The organism is Candidatus Eremiobacteraceae bacterium (assembly GCA_035710745.1).
Classification (GTDB): Bacteria; Vulcanimicrobiota; Vulcanimicrobiia; order Eremiobacterales; family Eremiobacteraceae; genus JANWLL01.
The window spans coordinates 39,594-60,080 of the sequence record DASTCX010000007.1 but is presented as its reverse complement, the minus strand read 5'-3'; the positions used below and the strand labels follow the sequence as shown (position 1 = coordinate 60,080).

General features: G+C 64.0%; 21 protein-coding genes. 14 read left to right on the top strand and 7 right to left on the bottom strand.

The window, feature by feature from the left end:
• Both VFO25_03550 and VFO25_03545 read left to right on the top strand, forming a co-directional pair.
• Entirely contained in the window at window positions 1-1,284 is a 1,284-nt protein-coding gene (locus VFO25_03550; protein HET9341981.1) for a VWA domain-containing protein, read from the top strand.
• Window positions 1,272-2,336: an XdhC/CoxI family protein gene (locus tag VFO25_03545; protein HET9341980.1), complete on the top strand. Its 1,065-nt coding sequence runs from the start codon at window positions 1,272-1,274 to the stop codon at window positions 2,334-2,336. The genes VFO25_03550 and VFO25_03545 overlap by 13 nt, the downstream gene beginning before the upstream one ends.
• A 261-nt stretch (window positions 2,337-2,597) precedes the next feature.
• On the opposite strand, the gene VFO25_03540 is transcribed toward VFO25_03545, so the two are convergent.
• From VFO25_03540 to VFO25_03525, 4 genes are all read right to left on the bottom strand, one after another.
• Complete coding sequence (locus tag VFO25_03540) at window positions 2,598-2,810, bottom strand: hypothetical protein (protein ID HET9341979.1); 213 nt, start codon at window positions 2,808-2,810, stop codon at window positions 2,598-2,600.
• A gap of 7 nt (window positions 2,811-2,817) precedes the next feature.
• Window positions 2,818-4,233 carry a SpoIIE family protein phosphatase gene (locus VFO25_03535; GenBank protein HET9341978.1) on the bottom strand — a complete coding sequence of 472 codons (1,416 nt, stop codon included), beginning with the start codon at window positions 4,231-4,233 and terminating at the stop codon, window positions 2,818-2,820.
• A 168-nt stretch (window positions 4,234-4,401) separates the two neighbouring features.
• The gene (locus tag VFO25_03530) at window positions 4,402-4,731 is read right to left on the bottom strand and encodes a glutaredoxin domain-containing protein (protein ID HET9341977.1); all 330 of its coding nucleotides are present in this window, start codon (window positions 4,729-4,731) and stop codon (window positions 4,402-4,404) included.
• Window positions 4,724-4,978 carry a BolA/IbaG family iron-sulfur metabolism protein gene (locus VFO25_03525; GenBank protein HET9341976.1) on the bottom strand — a complete coding sequence of 85 codons (255 nt, stop codon included), beginning with the start codon at window positions 4,976-4,978 and terminating at the stop codon, window positions 4,724-4,726. Before VFO25_03525 ends, VFO25_03530 begins: the two co-directional genes overlap by 8 nt.
• An 89-nt stretch (window positions 4,979-5,067) precedes the next feature.
• Here VFO25_03525 and VFO25_03520 point away from each other — a divergent pair, with 89 nt between their 5' ends.
• From VFO25_03520 to VFO25_03465, 12 genes are all read left to right on the top strand, one after another.
• Window positions 5,068-5,751 carry a cytochrome c biogenesis protein CcdA gene (locus tag VFO25_03520; protein ID HET9341975.1) on the top strand — a complete coding sequence of 228 codons (684 nt, stop codon included), beginning with the start codon at window positions 5,068-5,070 and terminating at the stop codon, window positions 5,749-5,751.
• Entirely contained in the window at window positions 5,748-6,329 is a 582-nt protein-coding gene (locus VFO25_03515; GenBank protein HET9341974.1) for a tetratricopeptide repeat protein, read from the top strand. Before VFO25_03520 ends, VFO25_03515 begins: the two co-directional genes overlap by 4 nt.
• 199 nt (window positions 6,330-6,528) lie before the next feature.
• A complete protein-coding gene (locus VFO25_03510) occupies window positions 6,529-8,268 on the top strand; it encodes an ABC transporter ATP-binding protein (GenBank protein ID HET9341973.1) in 1,740 nt (579 codons plus the stop codon).
• A 202-nt stretch (window positions 8,269-8,470) separates the two neighbouring features.
• Window positions 8,471-9,088 carry a TetR/AcrR family transcriptional regulator gene (locus VFO25_03505; GenBank protein ID HET9341972.1) on the top strand — a complete coding sequence of 206 codons (618 nt, stop codon included), beginning with the start codon at window positions 8,471-8,473 and terminating at the stop codon, window positions 9,086-9,088.
• Between the two features lie 62 nt (window positions 9,089-9,150).
• Entirely contained in the window at window positions 9,151-10,413 is a 1,263-nt protein-coding gene (locus VFO25_03500; protein HET9341971.1) for a hypothetical protein, read from the top strand.
• Between the two features lie 5 nt (window positions 10,414-10,418).
• Complete coding sequence (locus tag VFO25_03495; protein HET9341970.1) at window positions 10,419-11,135, top strand: VIT1/CCC1 transporter family protein; 717 nt, start codon at window positions 10,419-10,421, stop codon at window positions 11,133-11,135.
• Window positions 11,136-11,258: 123 nt separating this feature from the next.
• Entirely contained in the window at window positions 11,259-11,657 is a 399-nt protein-coding gene (locus tag VFO25_03490) for a hypothetical protein (protein ID HET9341969.1), read from the top strand.
• A 21-nt stretch (window positions 11,658-11,678) separates the two neighbouring features.
• Window positions 11,679-12,359: a hypothetical protein gene (locus tag VFO25_03485; GenBank protein HET9341968.1), complete on the top strand. Its 681-nt coding sequence runs from the start codon at window positions 11,679-11,681 to the stop codon at window positions 12,357-12,359.
• 189 nt (window positions 12,360-12,548) lie between these two features.
• Complete coding sequence (locus tag VFO25_03480) at window positions 12,549-13,868, top strand: hypothetical protein (protein ID HET9341967.1); 1,320 nt, start codon at window positions 12,549-12,551, stop codon at window positions 13,866-13,868.
• A gap of 143 nt (window positions 13,869-14,011) precedes the next feature.
• Window positions 14,012-16,555, top strand: a complete 2,544-nt coding sequence (locus VFO25_03475) for a zinc-dependent metalloprotease (GenBank protein ID HET9341966.1) — start codon at window positions 14,012-14,014, stop codon at window positions 16,553-16,555.
• A 120-nt stretch (window positions 16,556-16,675) separates the two neighbouring features.
• Entirely contained in the window at window positions 16,676-17,374 is a 699-nt protein-coding gene (locus VFO25_03470; GenBank protein ID HET9341965.1) for a DUF2461 domain-containing protein, read from the top strand.
• A gap of 19 nt (window positions 17,375-17,393) precedes the next feature.
• Window positions 17,394-18,233: a serine hydrolase domain-containing protein gene (locus tag VFO25_03465; protein ID HET9341964.1), complete on the top strand. Its 840-nt coding sequence runs from the start codon at window positions 17,394-17,396 to the stop codon at window positions 18,231-18,233.
• A 5-nt stretch (window positions 18,234-18,238) separates the two neighbouring features.
• Here the strand turns inward: VFO25_03465 and VFO25_03460 are convergent, their stop codons facing one another.
• From VFO25_03460 to VFO25_03450, 3 genes are read right to left on the bottom strand one after another with little or no spacing between them, the layout of a single operon-like run.
• The gene (locus tag VFO25_03460; protein ID HET9341963.1) at window positions 18,239-18,634 is read right to left on the bottom strand and encodes an ATP-binding protein; all 396 of its coding nucleotides are present in this window, start codon (window positions 18,632-18,634) and stop codon (window positions 18,239-18,241) included.
• Entirely contained in the window at window positions 18,631-18,957 is a 327-nt protein-coding gene (locus VFO25_03455) for an STAS domain-containing protein (GenBank protein ID HET9341962.1), read from the bottom strand. Before VFO25_03455 ends, VFO25_03460 begins: the two co-directional genes overlap by 4 nt.
• Window positions 18,954-20,486 carry a SpoIIE family protein phosphatase gene (locus tag VFO25_03450; GenBank protein HET9341961.1) on the bottom strand — a complete coding sequence of 511 codons (1,533 nt, stop codon included), beginning with the start codon at window positions 20,484-20,486 and terminating at the stop codon, window positions 18,954-18,956. The genes VFO25_03455 and VFO25_03450 overlap by 4 nt, the downstream gene beginning before the upstream one ends.
• Window position 20,487: the final 1 nt, after the last annotated feature.

Here is a 20,487-nt window from a genome sequence, read left to right as displayed (position 1 = left end):
GTGCCACGGATCCCCGAACGCGGCAGCGCCCGGCACGGCGATCGCGATTTCGATCAGCTCTGCCGCAATGCGGTCGTCTTCGGCCGCGGCTTGCGAGCGAACGGCTTCCGTTCGCAACCGGACCGGACGACGCTGCTCGCTCAAGCTCTCGACGCCGTCGGATTGCGCTCGCGCGCTGACGCGCGAGCCGCAGCGCGAGCGGTCTTCGCCCGAAACGCCGACGATGCGCGCTCGTTCGATGCCGCCTTCGACGCAGTGTGGGCGTCAGCGGGCGGCTGGCCCGGCGAAGAAGAGCACGATGAAGACGGACGCGACAACGGAGGCGCCCCGAGCGAGCGCACGGGAGATGATGCGGCTGACGGCGCACGCGCGATCCGCGCGGTTGCGGCGGTTTCGTCAGAAGCGCGCGACGAGCGCGATCGCATCGATGCCGATCAAAAGGACAGACTCCATCTCGTCGATGGCGACCGCTCGGCGACGTACGCGTTCGCCGAGGGGCTCTACTCGAAGGATTTCTCTCGTCTGAACGCGGCCGAGCTCGAGCGCGCGCGCGACCTGACGAAGCGTCAAGCCTGGGACCTCGGGCGGCGGCTCACACGTCGGCTAAGAGCCGGCCGCGGCGGCGGCGCGGTCGACTTGGCGAACACATTGCGCTCGAGCTTGCGTCATGGCGGCGAGATCCTTTCGCTCGAACGGCGCGTGCGCCGCACGAAGCAGCGCGATCTCGTCCTCCTCTGCGATATCTCCGGCTCGATGGATAGATACTCGCGACTCGTGCTGCAGTTCGTCCACACGGTTCGTCACGCGGTCGGCAAGGTCGAGGCGTTCGTGTTCGGCACGAGGCTCACGCGCATCACGAGACAACTGCGTCACCGGGAGATCCACGCCGCGCTCGACGATGTCGCGGCATACGTCGTCGATTGGGCCGGCGGAACGCGCATCGGCGAGAGCTTGCAGACCTTCAATCAGCGGTGGGGCAGGCGCGTGCTGTCGCGCGGCGCGATCGTCGTCATCATCAGCGACGGATGGGACCGCGGCGACATCGATCTGCTCTCGCGCGAGATGCGCAGGCTCCAGCGCAGCGCCTTCCGGCTCATCTGGCTCAACCCGTTGCTCGGTTCAGCCGGTTATCGCCCGCAAACGGTCGGCATGGCGGCCGCGCTGCCGTTCGTCGACGATTTCTTGCCCGCGAACAACATGAAGAGCCTCGTCGAGATGGCTCAGCTTCTCCAGACCGTCGACCATCGGCGTCCATCGCGGGCGCAGCGTCCGTGCGCGAGCTGAACGAGGTCCTCTCGCGCTGGCGAGCAGATGGCGAGTCGATTGCGATGGCGACAGTCATCCGTGTCGACGGGTCGGCGCCGCGAGGTGAGGGTGCGAAGATGCTCGTCACGCGATCCGGCCGGATCGAGGGCTCGGTCAGCGGCGGCTGCGTCGAGGGCGCGGTCGCAGACGAAGCGTTGTCGGTGCTCGCGAGCGGAGAAGCGAAGACCGTTCGGTACGGCATCAACAAGAACATGATGTGGGACGTCGGCCTGTCGTGCGGCGGCGCGATCGATGTGTATATCGAATCGCTCGACCGCGGGCGCACGCCGGTCTTCGATGAGGGCGTCGTCCTTTGCACGGTCGTGGGTGGACCGGATCGCCGCGGCGAGCGCCTACGGGCGGCTGTCGGGGAAGACGACGAGTGGCGGCTCGACGGCTCACTCGGGTCGGCCGCGGCCGACGCGGAGCTGCTCGCAGCGGCCGAAAACGCAGCAAAATCGGGCGCTTCGCGCGTCCGCAGCATCGGCGGATACGAGTTGTTCCTCGATCCGCAGGTGCCCGAATCGCGGCTCATCATCGTCGGCGCCGTCCATATCGCCGTCGCGCTGTGCGCGTTCGCGTCGCGCGCAGGCTTCAGCGTCACGGTCGTCGATCCGCGCGAGCGACTGAACGCAAGGGAACGCTTTCCCGACGCATCGTCGCTCGTCGTGGAATGGCCGCAAGACGCCCTGCCGGCGTTGCGCATCGACGAGAACTCGTACGTCGCCGTATTGACGCACGACGAGAAGTTCGACGACCCGACGCTCGATTTCGCGCTGCGACGCCGCACACGTTACGTCGGCGCGATCGGCAGCAAGAAGACGCAAGCGCAGCGACGCCGGCGCCTCATCGACTCGGGCATGCCGCTCGAATCGATCGATCGCTTGCACGCGCCGATCGGACTCGACATCGGCGCCGAGACTCCTGAGGAGATCGCGATCGCGATCTTATCGGAGATGATAGCAGCGAAATATTCTCACGACGGTTCGCCGCTCAAAGATCGCGTCGACGAACGCATTCATAGCGACTGAATCGGCGCGTCTGCAGGAAAAGGAAATGAGCGACGCGTTGGGCAAATAATCAGCCGAGCTCGCAAGAGCTGCGTCACCCCATTTACTCCGTAGGATGGAGGTGAGTAAGAATGGCAGCGAAGAAGAAGGCGGCGAAGAAGACCAAGAAGGCCGCTAAGAAGACCGGCAAGAAAAAGAAATAGACTAGGTACGAACGGGAAGAGCGAAGATACGCTTCGCTCTTTTCTTTTTAGGGAGCGGTCGAGATTTATCTTGACCGGATCATGTCTTTTCGGATATGACGACGACTGGATGCCCGCGATGGTCGGCGAGGAACGCGAGTCCTTCCGACATCCACGTCTCGAGTCCGGACGACGTGTGTTCTTCGACCTCGCGGACGATGTGTTCGCGATCGCGCAGCCAGCGCAGGTGCGTGAGGCCTTGGCTGAGGATGCGGACCTCGCCGCATTCCTCGCAGGCGAAACCGTAGCGCAAGCGGTCGTCAGCCGTCCCCGGTCCTGGTAGCCGCGCTCGAGGGCATATCGAAGGCCGCCTTCCAGCTGCTGGGCGGTACCGTGGGACGTTCGACGGTTATGACGAGCAGCGCCAAATCGTCGTTGATCCGGCCGCCTGCGAAGCGCGTCACCTTTGAGACCAATTCGGCGGCGAGAGGCTGCGGGTCGCGTTCGCCATCCCGGATCCAGCGGATGACGCCGTCGTCGTCGACGAGCACGCCGGCGCTATCGCGAGCCTCGGTGAGACCGTCGGTCGCGAGGACGATCGTGTCGCCCGCAGAGATAGCGACTGTGACCGAGGAGAACGTCGCATCATCGACGATGCCGAGAAGCGGCCCCGTCACCGGCAGCTGCTCGACCCAGTCCTCTCGACGGACGTACGCGGGCGAATGGCCGGCGCTCGCGTAGCGCAGCGACCAGTCACGCTCGTCGAAGATGCCGACGAACACCGATACGAACGCGGACGGGTCACGCTGCGACCTGATGTACTGCCGGTTGAACTTGGCGAGCACGACCGCAGGGTCCATGTAGTCCTCGACGAGCGTGCGGATCGAGTACTTCACCTGCGCGGTCCCGACGGCGGCATCGAGACCTTTGCCGCTCACGTCGGCGACGAGCAGTAGGGTGCGATGGTCGTCGATGCGATGGATGTCGAAGAGATCGCCGCCGATCGTCGCCTCTCGCGTCGAGGAGAGATACGCGGTCCCGACGTGCAGGTACGGCAGCGCATCCCAGCCGCTGAGGAACGCACGCTGCAGCGTGTCGGCGACCGTCCGCTCGCGCTCGAGCGCCGCTTGCGTCCGCGAGCGATAGAGATCGGCGACGATCGCCGCGCAACCGAAGAGCAGCATGAGCGCGGCAGTGCTGATCGCGGCGCGTCGCAGCAGATCTTGGATGCGATCGGATGCAGCCTGCGCCTGGCTTGCATAGAGGGTCTGCAACCGCTGGAAGTCGTCGCGCATCCGATCGGTGAGCGCTTTGTCGAGCGTCAACTGCTTGAGCTGGTCGGGCCCGTTCGGGCGCGTTTCAAGCGGGATCGCGACCTGCGAGAGCCACCGTTCGTGGGTGCGCAGGAGGTCCGAGAGCAGAAGATTATCGACTTGCAGCTGCGCGCGCTGACTTGCGACGCGCAGCGCTTGCCACGCGGCGTTGAAGTCCGCTTCGGTAGAACTCGTGTTGAGATACCCGCGCTGACCCGACGAGAGGAAACCGCGCAGCCCCGTGTCCTGTTCGAGCTGCAAAAGGTAGAGCGAAGCGAGACTCGACTGCGCCTCGTCGACGTAGACGTGTTGAGCGAACGCGCCGCGCACGGAGACGTACGTGACGATCGATCCGACGATCGAGACGACGAGCGCGATCGCGAGGACGGTGCCGGCCGTGAAGGTGCCGCCGCCTCGGTCCAATCTCGATCCCGGGCGGCGCGCCACCCGGCCAAACGCTGAAGCGCTCATCTCAAATACAAGCGTGTCTCGGCCATAACGAGGACTGTGTGGATTCGGTCAGCGCTCGCGCTTGGCCCCCTGGTGGGACCATGATGCGGGTCACGGGGGGGGTAACCCCGATGGAGCGCTTCAGACCTTCTCTTTGAACGCCGCCTCGAGCAACGTCTCCAGCTCGCCGCTGTCGCGCATCGGGCCTAAGATATCGGTATCGCCGTAGAAAGTACCGGCGATGAACACCTTCGGCAGGGTCGGCCAGTTCGTCATATCAGATAGCGCACGGCGCTTCTCGTCGTCGGCGAGCACGTCGATGACCTCGAACGGGTAGCCGAGCGCGTCGAAGAACTGGATCGTCTCCAGCGTGAAGCCGCAGCGCGGGGCGGTCTTCGTACCTTTTCCGTAGACGAGGATCTTCGAGCCATTTATCTCGGCCTCGATCGCCGTCTTGAGGTCGTTAGCCATGTCGTTCCTTTGTTTCGGTCTTGATCTGGATCGCGTGAAGCCGGCCGTCCTTGAGCGCGGCGTCGACGGCGGCATAGATCATGCGGTGCTGGTCGAGCAGCGAGAAGCCGCGGAACCCTTCGGATGCCACGCGGACATCGTAGTGGTCTCCGGTGCCGGACCAATCTTGAGCCTCGACGGTGGCGTCGGGCAAAGCAACTCGGATGAGCGCGGCGATCTCGGCGGGCGTGATCATCGCGGACTTCATTCTACGAACCGTTCGTGAATGCTCTACGAACGGCATGTCCCGCATAGGTTTGGCCCCGCGGTGCCGATACTAATCTTAAGGCAATTATAATGGATTGGACCAACGTCTACGCGCTCGCCGACAAGATCGGCGACGTCGTGCACAAGGACTTCGGCGTCGCGCTGCTCGTGATGTTCGTTGGCGGCATCGTCAGCGCGATAAGCCCATCGAGCGTTCCCCGCATGGTGGCCATAGTCAACTACGCCGGTCACGAGGCGAAGACGTTCTGGTCGGCCGTGCAGATGTCGCTCGCATTCGTGCTCGGGATCTGTGTCGTCTACTGCAGCGTCGGCTTCCTCGCCGGGTCGTTCGGCCGCTTGCTCATGATGACGGGCTTCCTTTATTACTTCACCGCGGCGCTCTGTTTCGTCATGGGCCTTCAGCTCATCCGGCTGATCGACGTGAAGATCCCGATGCCGTCGATGCCGGTGCTGAGGCACGGTCTCGTCGGAGCCTTTCTCCTCGGCTTCGGATTCGCGTTCCTCATCGCGCCTGACGCGACGCCGATCATGCTCGGTGCGTTGGCGGTCACGACCTTCCGCGGCGAAGTCCTGAACGGCGCGCTCCTCATGCTCGCCTTCGGCGTCGGTCACGGCATACCGGTGTTCTTCGTCGGATCGTTCGCGCCGTGGTACATGCGCAATGCGTCGGTCAAGCGCTGGCATCTCGTCGCTGAGATGTCGGCGGGCTACATCCTGGTGTTCCTCGCTCTGTTCTTCGCGGTTATCGCATGAGCGATCGGAGCGAGACGAAAGACGTCCGGCCGTACGTCATCAGGACGTACGACCGCTGGATCATCCTCGTCATCGTGCTCGTAGGCGGGTGGCTCTTGTTCAGACCCATCTTCGCCGTCGTCGCGGCGTATCGCGGCGTCACGTTCGAAGCGGCCCTCGTCCCCGACTCGGCGGAACACTACTATAAGAAGGCGATCGCGATCGACCCCGCGGTCCCGGACGGCTGGATCCATCTCGGCGAGCTCTATTATTTCTGGAACGAGAGCAAGCAGTCGAGGCTCCAAGAGGCGGCGGCGACGTTCGAGGCCGGCGAGAAGGCGGTGCCAGGCAACGCGACGCTGCCGTTCGACCTCGGCCGCATCTACTTGTTGAAGTTCCACGACTATAAAAAAGCCGAAGATGCCTTGCGCGTGAGCGTTCAGCGCGATCCGACCAAAGAGTTCGCTTGGGACTATCTCGCCTACGCGGCGCTGAAGAACGGCGACCGCCAATACGCGCTCGAATGCTGGCGGAAAGTCCTTCAGATCAACCCGAATCACGACTCCGCGCGACGCGCGCTCCGGCAGTACGGCGGCTGAACTCCATACGTTCGTCCGGGTAGACGCTCCCGCCCGATCGGGCAGGTAGCGCGAGCCGCGCTGCCGCCCCTCGCGGCGGGATTATCCGAGCGCGCGAGCAGAAACCAGACGTATGCTCGGCGGCGGATCAACACCCTTCCACATGATGTGGTCGTCGCAATTCGACCCGAAACGGCCGAAGGTCGAAAAGCGGGTCGACATGCGGCGCATCTTCGCCTACTTCGCACCCTATTGGCGTGAAGAAGCGCTTGTGCTCGCCTGCATCTTCGTGACGAGCGCGCTCGGCGTGCTGCCGCCGTACTTCACCAAGCTCATCATCGACGGCGCGATCCGCCACGGCGACGCTCGTGAGCTCGCCGTCTACGTCGGAGCGATGATAGCGACGGCGTTGGCGGCGACCGGGATCGGCACGTGGCAAGGCTATCTGAACGCGCTCGTCGGCGAAGGCATCATGCGCGACATGCGCGATGCGCTCGTCCGCCATCTGCATCGGATGCCGCTCTCGTTCTTCGCCTCGACGAAGACCGGCGAGATCATGAACCGCGTGTCCAACGACGTCGATGCAATCGACAGCGTCGTGACGGGTACGCTTGTCACCGTCGTGACGAACGTCGCGATGATCTTGACGACGGTCGTCGCGATCTTCGTGCTCGATTGGCGACTCGCGCTGCTGTCGCTCGCGGTCGTCCCGATCATGATACTCCCGCTGTCACCGGTCGGACGCGCGATGTTCGCCGTCCGGAAGAAGACGCGCGAACAGCGCGACGTCATAGAAAGCCTCCTGCAAGAGACGCTGTCGCTATCGGGCATCACGCTCGTCAAGTCGTTCGTGCGAGAACCGCAGGAGGCGGTGCGCTTCCACGAAGCCGGTACGAAGCTCATGGATCTCGAGATCCGTCTGGCTCTCGTCGGGCGCTGGTTCTTGGCCGTCGTCACGGCGCTCGTCGTCATCGGACCCGCGATCATCTGGTACGGCGGCGGCATCATGGCGATACGCTCCGGACTCGAGGTCGGCACGATCGTCGCGTTCGTCAGCTATCTCGCACGGCTCTACGGGCCGGCGGCCGCGTTGGTCGGCGTCCAAGTGCAGATCGTCAGCGCATTCGCGGTGTTCGAGCGCATCTTCGACTACTTGGATATGAAGGTCGAAGCACCACAGCGCGCACTCGCGCTCGATCTGAAGAACTGCGAGGGCGACGTCGAGTTCGACCACGTCCGTTTCCGCTATCGCGACGATCGCTGGGCGCTGGACGATATCTCGCTGCGCGTCCGTTCGGGCGAAGTGGCGGCGATCGTCGGGCCGAGCGGCGCCGGGAAGACGACGATGCTCGCGCTCTTGCCGCGGTTCTACGACCCGCAAGAGGGCGTCATCCGGATCGACGGTCACGACATCCGCGATTTGACGCTCGACTCGCTGCGCCGCAACATCGGCATCGTGACGCAAGAGACGTTCCTCTTCCATGCCTCGATCGCCGACAATCTTCGCTACGGCAAGCCGGACGCGACCGAAGCCGACCTCATCGCCGCATGCAAGACGGCGAATATCTACGACACGATCGCAGCGCTGCCGGAGCGGTTCGACACGATCGTCGGCGAGCGCGGACACAAACTGTCGGGCGGCGAGCGGCAACGGCTCGCGATCGCGCGCGTGCTGCTCAAAGACCCGCGCATACTCATCCTCGACGAAGCGACGAGCTCGCTCGACTCGACCTCCGAAGCGCTCATCCAAGCGGCGCTCGAGCCGCTCATGGAACACCGGACGAGCCTCGTCATCGCGCACCGCCTCTCGACCGTGCTTCGCGCCGACAAGATCTTCGTCGTCGACGACGGGCGCATCGTCGAATCCGGCACGCACGCCGAGCTGCTCCGTCGCGCCGGCCTCTATGCCGAGCTGTATCGCGCGCAGTTCTTGCAAGAGCAAGACGCCATCGAGCTGTAGCGGTCGAGCTTCTGCTCGACCGAGACGACTCTGCACGAAGAGCCGCGCCGCGAGCGTGTCGCTCTAAAGCGGGTGTTCTGAGGCGGCGAAAGCCAAATATTTCCCGAATCGCCGCGTGCCCGCGAGAGCGACACGCTCGCGGCGCGGTCTTGTGTGCGTCATAATATTGAAACGAGTGTTTCAAGTATGATATGATCGGGCCATGACCCGGCCAGTCGACGAACGCAGCCGCGAAGAACTGCTCGACCGCGTCGTCCGCTACGTCCTCGCTCACGGCGTCATCGATCTTGCGCTGAGACCGCTCGCTCGCGCGGTCGGCGCGAGCCCGCGACTGCTGCTCTACCGTTTCAAGTCGAAGGACGATCTCCTCATGCAGGTGATCGCCCGCCTGCGCGAGCGGCAGCGGGAACTTTTCAACCGCGTTCGCGATCAGGAATCGACGAGCGCGGTCGACACATGCCGCGCGGCCTGGGATATCATGAGTTCGCCGAAGGCCGAGCCGACTTTCAGGCTTTTCTTCGAGCTCTACGGGCTCGCGTTGAAAGAACCGAAACGCTACGCGTCGTTCATCGCCGACGCCATCGGCGAGTGGCTGAAGTATATAGCGCGGCCGTTCATCGAAGCCGGTCACTCTCGAGCGGACGCGCGCGCGATCGCGACCGTCGTCCTCGCCGGCTATCGCGGTTTCATGCTCGACCTCTGCGCGACGCACGATCGAGCGCGCATCGATCGGGCCGTCGACATCTGGTTGAGCACGCTCGGCACGATCGGAGAGCCGAAATCGCTCGAAGCGGCACGCGTTCGCTCGAGCGCATCGTGATTCGCTCGCGCCTCACGTCGGGGAGGTCCCCGGTCGCGAAGCACCAGAAACATGGATATCCCATGCGCACCACCATCATTCTTAGCCGTTGCCTCGCGGCGGTCGCCGCGGCGGTCGTCGCCGCAGCATGTGCGAACGCCGGCCAAGGTACGAGCCTCGCCCACCCGACCGCGGCGCCCTCACCGTCCGGTAGCGCGAGCCCCGCGCCGACAACCGATCCGCGGATCCACATCGCGTCGGGCTTCACATCTTCAACCATCGCCTCGGTGTCCGGCGCCCGAGAGCTCGTCGGCCTTCCGAACGGCGATCTTCTCGTAGGGACCAGCGGCAACACGCTCGTCATCGTGCCGAACGCCGAGGCGCCAGGCGCTGCAGGCTCCGCGCAGACCTTCATCTCTTTGCCCGATGCGCCGGCGGACGGCATCGCGCTTTCGCCCGACCACTCTTGGATCTACGCGGCGACCGAATACAACGTCTACCGCATTCCGTATAAGACTGGCGATCGCAGCGAACCGTCTTCGTCGGCGCAGCACATCGCTTCGGTGCGGACGGGCCCTATCTCACCCGGCTCCGACGGCGACGTCCATATCACCAGTTCGGTTGCGGCGACGTCGTCGACGCTCTACGTGGGCGTCGGCTCGTCGTGCAACGCGTGCGTCGAAGTCGATCCGACGCGAGCCTCGGTCCAAGCGATGAACGTCGACGGCTCGGGCATGCACACGCTTGCGACTCGGATCAGAAACCCGATCGCGCTTGCCATCAACGCGGCGACATCGACGTTGTGGGCGGGCGGCGCAGGTCAAGACAAGCTGCCGTACGGTCACCCGTACGAGTTCATGGACGCGGTGACGCTGCAGAGCGGAAACCCCGTCGACTACGGATGGCCGGACTGCGAGGAGAACCGCCACGCGTACACGCCCGGCGCGAATTGTTCGAAGGTGGGCGTGCCGCTCGTCGAGTTCGCCGCCTACGCGACGCACATCGGCGCGACGTTCTACCCGTCGAGCGCCGGCGGCGCGTATCGCTTCCCGACGGCATTTGCCGGCGCGCTCTTCGTGACGTCGCATGGCTCGTGGCATTGCTGTCCGTCGACACCGCCTGACGTCGCATACGTGCGGATGTCCGGCGATGTGCCTTCGACGTCCGTCGATTGGAGCGATCCGACCAAGCAGTGGACCTCGTTCATGTGGGGCTTCGGCTCGTCGTCAGGAACGGGTTACATAGGGCGTCCGACCGGCATCGCGGTCGGCTCGCAAGGGAGCATTTTCGTCGCTGACGATGCGAACGGCGTCATCTACCGAGTCCGGCCTTCGGGCACGCGGTGACGGTGGTGAGAGCGGAAAGAGTCACAAAGGCGATTCACGGCGAGCGGCATTTCGCCGCGCCCGAGACGATCCGCGACATCGTCATCGGGATGTCCGACGGACTTACGGTGCCGTTCGCGCTTGCGGCCGGCATTTCGGGCGCGATCGCCGCATCGCACATCGTCGTCACGGCCGGCGTCGCGGAACTCGCTGCAGGTGCGATATCGATGGGACTCGGCGGTTATCTCGCGGCGCAGACCGACGCAGAGCACTACGAAAGCGAAGTGCAGCGCGAAGAGCGCGAAGTCGACGAGATGCCGGACGCCGAGCGATTCGAAGTCGCGTCGATCTTCCGCAGCTATGGTCTCGAAGCGGCCGACGCCGATAAGGTGACGGCGGAGCTCGTCAAAGACCGGAGGCGCTGGATCGACTTCATGATGCGCTTCGAGCTCGGGCTGGAAAAACCGAATCGACGGCGCGCGCCGATCAGCGCGATCACGATCGGCGGATCGTACGTCGTCGGCGGTCTCATCCCGCTCGTTCCGTACATGATCGTGCCGGACTCGACACACGGCCTCTACATATCATGCGTGATCACGGCGATAGCGCTCGGCCTGTTCGGTGCGGCGAAGGGTCGGGCGACGGGCGTCTCGTGGCTTCGAAGCGCGACCCAGACGCTCGTCATCGGCGGCGCCGCAGCGGCGGTCGCGTTCGCGCTCGCTCGATTGGTCGCGGGGACCTGATCCCACCGAAGGCACGGCGTGCGAGACCGCCGAACCGCATCGCATAAGCGCCGACGCGCTTTTCTGTCATTCTTGACCGGTGAGCGACGTCTGTGTCGCTGCGCCGGCGAACGGAGTTTCGACATGATATCCTTCGTCCGAAGATCCACGATCGTCTCGCTGTTCGTCGCAGCCGCCGTCCTCGCAGGTTGCGGCGGTGGCTCGCAGGGCTCATCGTCGCAAGCGACCGCGGCACCGACCACCGAAGCGCAGCGAGAACAAGCAGCCCTCCCGATGACGGCGATGGCGCCGGTTCCGAAGGACCTCGGCTGCTCGAGCAGCGATGTCGTCTGGGTCAACCTGAAGTCGAAGTCGTATCACGAGTCCGGCGATCCATACTACGGACGCACGAAGAACGGCAAGTACATGTGCAAGGCAGCCGCGGATGCGGCCGGCTTCCACATGGCCGGCGCGATGCACACGCATCACTCGAAGATGATGAACGGCTCCGGCGGCAATTTACCGTCCGACAACCCGACCTAATTTCGATGGAAAGGGCTTGACGTGAAGAGATCGATCATCGTCGCCATCACCGCGTTCGGACTCGTCGTCGCCGGCTGCAACAGCCAGCAGTCGTCGAATAATGGGCCGGCGTCGAATGGTTCCCCCGCGGGGGCGATCGCGAATCCGACCGACTTCCCGCTTGCCGCTGACGCGAAGATCCTTGCGGCGAAGCCGTTCAATCAAACCGTCACCGCCGGCGGCGGCGGCGGGACCGTGCTGTCGCAAGGAGCGGGCTCGTACAGCGGACATTCCGTCATCGCGCAAGCGAGCGGCTCGATCGCCGATGCGAAGGCGTGGCTGGCAAAGACGGAGAGCGCGCCGCCGGCGGGATACACGCACGTCGCGTCGGCGCAGAACGCGCAAGCTGCGAGCATCGCGGCGAAGTACGGCGTCACGTACGGCGTCTTCAAGAACGGGGCGAAGGGCGCGGTCGTCGCGGTCATCGACACGAAGGTCGCGCACGCGAAACTCGGTTTTCTCATCGGCCTCGCCGACAAGTACAAGATGCTTCCGCAGTCGATGCGAGGACCGATCGACGACCAGGTGAAGCAGCGTCTTGGCATGTCGATCACCGACGCGCTCGACCCGAGCGCGCCCGTCGGCATGACGCTTGAGGCCCTACGCACGATCAATTCGAGCGATCAGCCCGCGATCGTCGAGGTCGACGCGACGAAGCAGTAACATAAGCCAAACGATTGTTCGCGTCTATCGGGACTTTCGACCCTGCGACGGGCCGAAAGGTTAGGCTATCGCCAGCTCGTCCGTTTTTGATACTATCTGAGCGCGGTCGGACCATTCATACGTAGTTCATCCCGCGTTTCGCCCGCTTAAAACTAATCATGACCTTTCAAAAAGCGAGGTAGGTTCGTCGTGAATATTCGTATTGGTGCGCTCGCGGCAGGCGTCAGTCTCTTGATCGCGGGCTGCGGCGGAACGCACAACAGCATCATGCAGTCGCCGTCGTCAGGCCACGGCGTCAATAACCATGTGGTTCAAAACGGGAAGACCCCGATCAACTGGACCCAGTTCAACGATCCGCCGTCGGGCTACGGGACCAATTACACCGCCGTCGTCGGGTCCGACAAGAACCTCTGGTTCGGCAACAGCTCAGGCGGCCTGCTGCAAGTCCAGATGACCGGTAAGACCAAGCTCGTCGCGCTGCAGTATACGTGCAGCGGGTCGTCGCAGTGCAACTTCAACACCGGCTACGGGTCGACGGTCGGCAAGGACCATAATTTCTACTTCGGCGGCACGAACTTCGACTACAACAACAACAAGTACGTCATCGGCATCGCAACGACAAAAGGGGGATTGACGGTACACGACATCCCGAGCGGCGACTATAACGGTTCGGGCGGCCTCTCGCTCGGCCCGGATGGAAACGTGTGGTACACCGAGCAGTCGCATTTCGCGAAGATCAATACGACGGGCACCATAACCGAGTTCTCGTATCCGTCCGGCGCGACGTCGAACTCGTACGGCGACACGACGACCGGTCCCGACGGAAACGTCTGGTTCACCGAGTATAACAACAACATCATAGCGAACATAAATCCGACGACGAAGGCGATCAAGGAATTCAGCCTGGCTTCGCAGAGCCTGAGCTGCAACCCGTCAAGCATCATCAACGGCGGGGACGGCAATCTCTACTTCGTCTGCAACAGCCAATATATCGGCCAGATAACGACCGCCGGTGTCGCCAAGGTCTGGTACGATGCGTTCCAAGTCAGCTACTTCCCCCAGGCGCTCCAGGTAGGCCCAGACAAGAACATCTGGTTCGCAAACGGCAGCGGAACGTACATAAGCGAATTCAATCCGGTCTCGATCGCCTTCACGACGTATGTTCCGCCGTACGCGACTGGAACCGTCTATCAGATCGTGCTCGGGCCGGATCATAATTTTTGGTCCGCTGAGAGCGACAACAAGACCGACGTCTACATCCCGTCGCCGTTGACAGTCTCGCCGTCGTCGATCAACTTCGGCGGCACCGGCCAGACGCAGAATCTCACTGTGACGGAGCCCGGCACATCATCGTGGACGGCGAAGAGCACGAGCCCAGGCGTATGCAGCGTTGCGGCGGGCAATAAAGCGAACATCTTCGTCGTGACGTCTGTGGGTGCGGGAACGACGAAGATCACGATCGCCGATGCGATCGGCAACAGCTTCCTCGTTCCGTGCAAAGTGACGTAGACTGCGCTTCCATCCGTTCTAGCACACGAGAGGCCGGAGTTATTCTCCGGCCTCTTCATTTTCAGCGGCCGCAGACAGGTGGGGAAAGCGAAAAGCGAGTAAACACGCGCTTTCCCGAGTACCCGCCGACCGTGGAGGGACGCATGATCCGTCGCGTAGTTCTCACCGCCATCGTTTTCGTATTTTCCGCCGCGTTCTGTGTCAGCGTCGCGTCCGCGGCGCCTGCGGGAGGCGGTGCGGCTGCCGGATCAGGTTCGGGCGCCGGCGGCGGTTCCGGTAATGGACCCGCGCCGTATGCCGATTTCGTCCAAGGTGCGACCGTGCAGAACGGCCTCTTCCCGATCGTGACAAAAGACGACAAGGTCTATCTCGTCATCTCCGCTTCGCAGCTCGGCAAGGAATTTATCGAGACCTCGGTACCCAACACCGGTCTTGGCGGTTTCGGCCCGGCGCCGGGCGAGCCGTACGTCGCTCCCGCGCGCACGATCGAGTTCGACCGCGTAGGCGGCAAGGTCATCATGCGCTGGCCGAACACGAATTTCACCTACGGCAACAGCGCGCAGCGGGAGGCCGGGGTCAAGGAGTCGTTCCCGAATTCCGTCATCGCAGTCGTACCGATCTCCGCTGAAGACGCGTCGACCGGATCGGTGGTCGTCTCCGCTAGCCCGTTCCTCGGCGACGTCGCATATTTCGAGGCGATCTTCCAAGGCGAGGCCGATAATCCGGAGGCGCAATACCGGCTCGACCCGAGCCGCACGTTCTTCATGCGCACGGCGGCGTTTCCGACGAACGACCTGCTTCAGGTAAGCCAGACGTGGGCGAGCAGCGCGCCGGATCTCGTCGACAACGCGCCCGACGCGCGCAGCCTCGAAGTCCATATGGAATACAACCTCATCGCTGCGCCGAACGACGGCTATCGCCCGCGTATCGCAGACGACCGCGTCGGCTATTTCACGCTCGCGCAGCTCGACTTCGGCACCGACCAAAACCCGACGCGCCAGATGTTTTTCCTGTCGCGCTGGAACTTCGAACCGGCAACGCCCGGCAAGCCTTCAGTCGCGCAGCATCCGCTCGTCTTCACGCTGAGCAAGGATGTGCCGAACGAATATCGTGCCCCCATCAAGGCGGCGCTTCTCACATGGAACGACGCGTTCAAACGGGTCGGGATCTTGAACGCGATCCAGGTCCAGGATCAGCCGGACGACCCGAGTTGGGATCCGGAGGACATGCGCCACAACATGGTGCGCTGGTTCGATTCGTCGTCGCCGCAGTACGGCGCCGAAGCGCTCATCGTCAACGATCCTCGCACGGGCGAAGAGATCAACGCGGGCATCAACATCGATTCGGTCGTCGCGACCGGATACGGCGCGAGTTATACGTACTGGGTGGCGCCGACGCGTGGTCTGCCCGACGACCCGGCGGCGCGCAAGGCGTACGCGATGCAAAACCTTCGTGCCCTCGTGCTGCACGAGTCCGGACACGACATGGGACTCCAGCACAACTTCATAGGCTCGATGGCGTATACCGCGAGGGACTTACAATCGAAAGCGTTCACCGATAAGTACGGCGTCTCGTCGTCGGTGATGGAGTATGCGCCGGTGAACTTGTGGCCGAAAGGGACGCCGCAAGGCGACTACGCGCAACTCGTGCTCGGCCCATACGACTATCATGCGATCGACTACGGTTACTCCTACATCACCGCGAGCACGCCGCAGCAAGAGCTCCCGACGCTCCGGCGCATCGCGTCGCAGTGGGCGGACCCGCACCTGACTTTCGCATCCGACGAGGACGTGTCGTGGCCCGACGGCCACGCGATCGATCCGCGCGTCCAGCAGTTCGACCTCTCGAACGATCCGTTGAACTGGTGCGGCGTGCAGATGAAGTTCGATCATGCCGACATGAATGCTGTCGCGTCGCGTTTCCCGCGATACGAACAACCGAACCAGGATGCCCGGAACGCGTTCGGCGTACCGTTCAGGCAGTACGCTCGCTGCGCGGATATGACGGCTCACGTCATCGGCGGCGAGTATCTCTCTCGCGGCCGGCGCGGCGACCCTGGTGAGAAACCAGGAGTCCAGGCCGTGCCGCGAAGCCAGGAAGCGCGGGCATGGGGCCTTCTCGATCAGTACCTGTTCTCGGATTCGGCGTGGCACTACAGCCCGGCGGTGCTCACACAGTTGACGTATACCGAGCAAAGCACCATCGGCGGGTTCGCGACCTGGGCGTACAATCCGGGCGGCAGGCACGACATAGACGTTGCGGGGCTTGCCGGCGTCGCGCAGGACACGGCGTTGTCCGAGCTTTTCGCACCGCTGACGTTGTCGCGCCTCGACGCACTCCAGATGAAGTACGCGCCGGGTCAGACGATGTCGATCACGGATCTTTTCGATTGGGCGCAGAACTCGATATACGGCGACATCGCGAACGGTCGCGCGTCGTCGGACGGCGTCGTCATGCGCAACCTGCAGGCGAGATATGCGAAGCGGCTCGGCGCCTTGTGGACGTCGCCGCAACAAGGGACGCCCGATGACGCCCGCGCGCTTGCTCGGCTCGATCTGGAAGTTCTGCGCACCGACTGTCACTCGGCGCTCGCAAGGCCCGGCCTCGACGAGCTGACCCGCGCGCACCTCGAGGAGCTCGACGCGATCGCGGGCCAGGCGCTCAACGCTCAAGCGGTCATCCGCTAACGGAACGCCGTCGCCGCGTCGACGTCGAAGAAAAGGGAGCGGTCGACCTTTACGGTCGACCGCCGGGGCCTTCCCAATCTAGAGGAAAAGGGAGCGGTCGAGATTTATCTCGACCGTGAGATGGCCAAGACCGAAGACGCGAAGCATTTCACCGGCTTTTCGAAAGCCGGCATGCGCTTTCTCGCCGATCTTGCGAAGCACAACGATCGCTCGTGGTTCTTGCCGCGCAAACACATCTACGAGACCGAGCTGCTCGAACCGCTGCAAGCGCTCGTCGCGGATACGTCCGAGGCGCTGCGCAAGGCGAAGATCCCCATCGGCGCGGTCCCGACCAAGTCGATATTCCGGATCTACCGCGACATCCGGTTCTCGCGCGACAAGAGCCCGTACAAGACGAACCTCGGCGCGTATCTCGCGTCCACGAGCGGCGGACCGGACGAGTCGCCCGGCGGCATCTACATCCACATCCAGCCGAAGCGATCATTCATGGCCGTCGCCTTCTACGAGCTCGACAAAGAACGGCTCAACCGCTGGCGCACCGCGATGGCGAAGGATCCGAAGGCCTTCCAGACGATGTTGCGTGCGCTCGAGCGAAGCGGCCTTGAGATCTCGCAGGGGCACGAAGCGCTCAAGCGCATGCCGCGCGGCTTCGAAGCACAGGCCGACACTCCGACCGCGGACTACTTCCGCCTCGGATCCTTCACGACCGGCGAAGACCTGTCGGACTCCGACGTCGCGAGCAGACGGCTTATCAGCCGCGTCGTAGCGCTCGCGAAAAAGGCGAAACCGCTGTTGGCTTATGGAGCGAAGATCGGCTAGCGGGGTCGACCTGCCGACGATGAGCACGATTTCAGCCGCAGCGCTCGCGTACGCGCGCAAACACGATCTGCACGCACTCGTCGTCTCTCGCGATGGCCGCGTCGTCGATGAAGCCTACGGCGATGGTCACGACGGATCGACGCCGCACCCGCTCTACAGCGGCGCCAAGAGTTTTTGGGGCGTCGCGGCAATGCTCGCACAAAGCGACGGCCTGCTCGAACTCGACGAGCGCGTCGCGCAGACGTTCCCCGCCTGGGGCCTCGAGCCGTGGAAGAGCGAAGTGACGCTGCGCGAGCTCCTGCAGCTCACGAGCGGGATCGGCTTCGGCGGCATGGGCCTCGCGGTCCCCACATATGCCAAAGCGCTCGATGTCGAACTGAAGAACGAGCCCGGCTCGAAGTTCACCTACGGCGGCATACCCCTCCAGGTATTCGGCGCCGTGCTGGCGCGCAAGCTCGCGGCGTCGGGCGAGACGCCGCATGACTATCTCACGCGCCGCATCCTCGACCCGATCGGTCTTCGCATCGACAAGTGGCGAACGCTCGGCGACGGCACCAAGCCGCTGCCGACCGGCGCGTTCATCGCGCCGCTCGAGTGGATCAAGTATGGGCAGTTCGTCTGCGAACGGCACGCGGATTTCGCGCCATGTTTCAAAGGCTCGAAAGCGAATACGCGCTACGGTCTTGGCTGGTGGCTCGGCGCGAAGAACGCCCCCGACGATCTCTTCTATGCGAGCGGAGCGGCAGGCCAAGCGATGTACGTCATCCCCTCGCGCGGACTCGTCATCGTGCACTTCGCGAAGTCGTCATCCTACAAGCACGACGCGTTTCTCAAGCTGGTCTTCGCGTCCGGCGGCTGATCGGCTTACGCGCGAGCGGAGTCGAACTCGAGGCGGATCGCCGTACCGGCGCTCGTGTCGATGCGCATCGTCCGCGCCGCCGTCTTTATGATGCGCAGGCCGAAGCCGCCGTGCGGCCGCGGGGCGCGTTTGATGAATCGTCCGCCGTCGATGATGTCGACGGCGATGCGTGGTTCTGCTTCGCAGATCCTGGCGTGCAGCTCGACATCACCGACCTTGTCCGGCGAATACGCGTGCTCGATCGAGTTCGCTAAGGCTTCGCCGACCGCCGTGACGATGTCGATGCGCGTGTCGGAGTCGATCTCGTTCGCGGCCAAGAACGCGTCCAGCGCATGTCGAAGAAGCGACGCCGCACGCGGCTGCGCCTTGCGCCGGACTCGCAGCTCCGTCGAAACGTTCATGCCTGAGCCGCCAAGTACGCGAGCGCGGCATCGCGTTCGACGAAAACGGCGAAAGCCTGGTCGAGCCCAGCGTAGCTTATGAGCCTTGCGAATTGCGGAGCGACGATGACGAGTGCGACCGGCACGTGCGCCGCTTTGAGATCGTTGCAGAAGTGCAAGAGCTCGACGAGCGCGGTCGAGTCGGCGTACGTCACGCCGGCAAGATCGAGAAGCACCGATCGAGCCTGGAGCGCGCCCTGCAAGGCCGAGCGCAGTTCGCCTTTGCGCGAGACGTCGAGCTCTCCGTCGAGCCGCACGACCGCGGCCGGTTCGTTAGTCTTCACGCTATCATCTTCAAGCGCGCGAGCAAGCCTTCCGAAGGGCCGCCCGAAGTCCGCGGCGTGCCAGGCTCCGGCGACGACGCCGATCGGACCTCGTGTGTCGGCCAGCGGCTTCTTTCGTCGACGACCGAGATCGTCAGGATGGCGACGTCGTCACTCCGGTCGCCGCCGCCGAGGACCGAGCGGTAGATCGCCGAGGCGGGATGCGGTTCGCGACCATCGCGTGCGACCTTGACCGCCTCGAGAAGGCGTCGCTCGCCTTCGAGCACGTCGCGCGTCCGCTCGATCGCGCCGTCGGTGTACAGGACGAGCATCGATCCGGGTGCGCTCTCGACGCGGTTCGTACGATACCTGGTCGACTCGCTGACGCCGAGCGGCAGTGACCCGACCTCGAGCATTCGAGGTGGGCCGCCGGTCGCCAGCAGGACCGGCGGAGGATGGCCGGCACTCGCATATTCGAAGACGTTCGTGCGGGAATCGACGATGCCCACCGTCGCCGTGGCCATGATCACGGACTCGTCGTGTACGACCTCTCGATTGACGTAGTCGAGGATGACGGCCGAGTCGGCGTGGAAGAGCGCCGCGGATAAGACGGCATTGCGGACCCGGTTCATCGCGAGCGCTGCGTCGATGCCGTGCCCGGCGATGTCGCCGATGACCACGAGCGCCCGGTCCGAGCTGAGCGCGAAGACATCGTACCAGTCGCCGCCGACCTTCGCCTCCTCCGACGCCGGCACGTATGTCGCAGAGAACTCCAGCCATGGGATCCGCGGGAAGTCGCGATGCGCGAGCGCCCGCTGAAAACGTTCGGCGATGCGCCGCTCGGTCTCGTATGCGGACCGAAGCGCCGCTGTGCGCCGGCGCTCGTCTTCTGCCTCGTTTCGTTCCTGCGCGAGTCGATCCCACGCGCGCGACTGCAGCCGAGCGAAGATCGAGCCGACGCCGAGGATGATCAGAGCGCCTATGACGACGAGCGCGCCGATGTAGTCGAGCTGCCGCTGCGACTCGTCGTAGAACTCCGTCGACTGGAGCGAGAGCGCGGCGTCGACGTTCTTCTCGTCTAGACGGAAGTGGTCGACGTAGAATTTGCCCAGCTTTTCGAGCCCGAGCGTGTCGGCCGGAGCCGTGCTCGTGAGCGGCGCGGCGACAGAGGTCGTCCATTGCCTGTTCGTCTTCATCATGTCCAAAGCAGCCGTCGTAGCTCTGGACAACCCGAGCGCGTTCAGATCGCCGATAAGCGCCCTCAACGTCCGGGGCATGTCGGCGCGGGCTGCGTCGTAGGGCTCGAAGAAGACGGGATCGTGCGTCGCTTGATACCCTCGAACGCCCGTCTCTTCATCGAGCTGGTCTTTGAGCGCGGTGAAGATCAAGCCGCGCGCGTCGCGATTGCGCGCTTGCGCCGAGAAGGACTCGTCCGCGGTTTGTCTCAGCGCGAGACCGATCGTGAGAAATGCGAGGACGACGATGCAGAACGCGGCGACCCCGAGCGCGGACCAAACGGGGCGCGACGGTTGCGTGCGGCCGCTTCGCATT